General features: G+C 44.1%; 2 protein-coding genes. One reads left to right on the forward strand and one right to left on the reverse strand.

Features of this window, described 5'->3' with window-relative positions; all coding sequences use genetic code 11:
• Positions 1 to 75: 75 nt before the first annotated feature.
• Positions 76 to 1476 (reverse strand): asparagine--tRNA ligase, encoded by a 1401-nt coding sequence (asnS, locus tag AB4496_RS20870; protein ID WP_004734710.1) that lies wholly within the window; start codon positions 1474 to 1476, stop codon positions 76 to 78.
• A 685-nt stretch (positions 1477 to 2161) separates the two neighbouring features.
• On the opposite strand from asnS, the gene AB4496_RS20875 reads away from it, so the two are divergent.
• Positions 2162 to 2292 (forward strand): SulP family inorganic anion transporter (locus AB4496_RS20875; RefSeq protein WP_372131849.1); only part of this gene is annotated, 131 nt, incomplete at its 3' end.

Raw genomic sequence — 2292 nt, forward strand, 5'->3', positions numbered from 1 at the left:
CCTCCGTATATACGGAGGTTTTTATCTATTTAATTATCTATCTATACTGACTTCTCTGAAAGAAGAAAGCTGAGATTAGAAGTTAGCAGAGCGTGGTGTACGTGGGAACGGGATAACGTCACGAACGTTGCCCATACCTGTTACGTAAGACACTAGACGCTCAAAGCCAAGACCGAAGCCTGCGTGAGGCACTGTGCCGTATTTACGTAGGTCGCGGTACCAGCTCATGTGCTCAGGGTCGATACCCATACCAATCATGCGCTCGTCTAGAATGTCTAGACGCTCTTCACGTTGTGCACCACCGATGATTTCACCGATGCCTGGTGCAAGTACGTCCATTGCTGCAACTGTCTTGCCGTCGTCGTTTAAGCGCATGTAGAAAGCTTTGATGTCTTTCGGGTAGTTCTTAACGATAACAGGCGCTTTGAAGTGCTCTTCAGCTAGGTAACGCTCATGCTCAGAAGACATGTCGATGCCCCACTCAACGTCGAATTCAAATTTCTTACCAGAATCTAGTAGGATTTGGATTGCGTCAGTGTAGTCAACTTGTGCGAAATCAGCGTCTACGAATTGCTCTAGACGAGTGATTGCTTCTTTGTCGATGCGAGAAGCGAAGAACTCAAGGTCGTCGCGGCGCTCTTCAAGAACAGCAGCGAAAACGTACTTAAGCATGTCTTCAGCCAGTTTCGCTACATCGTCAAGGTCTGCAAATGCAACTTCAGGCTCAACCATCCAGAACTCAGCTAGGTGGCGGCTTGTGTTTGAGTTTTCAGCACGGAACGTAGGACCGAACGTGTAAACCTTGCTTAGTGCACAAGCGTAAGCTTCAGCATTAAGTTGGCCAGATACTGTTAGGAAAGTTTCTTTACCGAAGAAATCTTCATTGAAGTCAACTTTGCCTTCGTCAGTGCGAGGTAGGTTTTCCATGTCTAGCGTAGATACGCGGAACATTTCACCAGCGCCTTCTGCATCAGATGCAGTGATAAGCGGAGCTGAAGTCCAGAAGAAACCTTGCTCGTGGTAGAAACGGTGAATCGCTTGAGATAAACAGTTACGTACACGTGCTACTGCGCCGATCACGTTCGTACGTGGGCGTAGGTGAGCAACTTCACGAAGGTATTCGATAGAGTGACGTGTCTTAGCCATTGGGTAAGTGTCAGCGTCTTCAACCCAGCCTACAACTTTAACGTCAGTTGCTGCTAGTTCGAAGTCTTGACCTTTCGCCGGAGACTCAACAATCTTACCTGTTACTTCAACAGAGCAGCCAGTTGTTAGCTTTAATACTTCGTCTTCGTAATTATTAAGATTATTAGGAACCACGGCCTGAATCGGGTCGAAACAAGAGCCGTCATAAATGGCAAGGAAAGAGATTCCAGCTTTGGAATCACGACGTGAACGGATCCAGCCGCGAACAGTTACTTCACTGTCTACCGCTAGCTTGCCGCCAAGTACGTCTGTTACAGGCGCGTAAGTCATGTTGATTTCATTCTCCATTGAGGGACAAATTCAACTCAAAGTCTCTGGCATTGCTGCAAATAAACATACATTTGCACAATAATTAGCCGAAACATTAAGTTGTATAAACTTTTTAAATCGATTGAACATATTACCTGTCATACAGACAGCTTCAACCTTTATTCTTGCTTGGTGAAAGAAATATTGTGTGTACTGACAATAAATGTGTTTGAGGGTGTATTTTTTGTTCGATTTTTCCTTGTGATTGTTGATTGTAGAGAACTAGGGAAGTGGACTAGTGCGAATGGTTAAGGGTTTTCATTACTTGTTGAACTGCTGTAATTAGAGTAGTTCAAACGACGGGACTGAAGGGCATAAACAGTTTTGGTTTGTTCAGAAAGCGTCAATATATGAAACCTTTGTTTGCAAGATTGGTCGTGTGATTAAAGTAGCACTCACTCTATATTGTCAGCCATTCTGACCTGTGTAAGACAAACGCCACAAAAACAAAGCACAGGTGTTGATTTCATTCTACTAAACAATCACCCACTAAAGGAGTTTAATGTTCACGTGTTAATTACGCCGCCTTAACCCCTGCATTCTCTCTACACCCGCACTTTTCGAGCGCTCGCTCATTCAAGAAAAACAGTCGATCAAATTATGTCTCAACAAGGCAGGACTGGCTGTACAAGTAAAAGAGAATTACATGCTTAATTATTTAAAAAAACGCTGGTTATCAAACGTTAAAGGAGATTCATTATCTGGGATTGTGGTTGCACTCGCATTGATCCCTGAAGCCATCGCATTTTCAATTATTGCAGGCGTTGACCCTAAAGT

It is taken from the genome of Vibrio sp. 10N.222.46.A1 (assembly GCF_041473595.1).
GTDB classification, from domain to species: domain Bacteria; phylum Pseudomonadota; class Gammaproteobacteria; order Enterobacterales; family Vibrionaceae; genus Vibrio; species Vibrio tasmaniensis_A.

Bases quoted from the DNA above. Each gene is read 5' to 3' on its own strand.
- asnS (WP_004734710.1), bottom strand. From the start codon at position 1,476: ATGACTTACGCGCCTGTAACAGACGTACTTGGCGGCAAGCTAGCGGTA.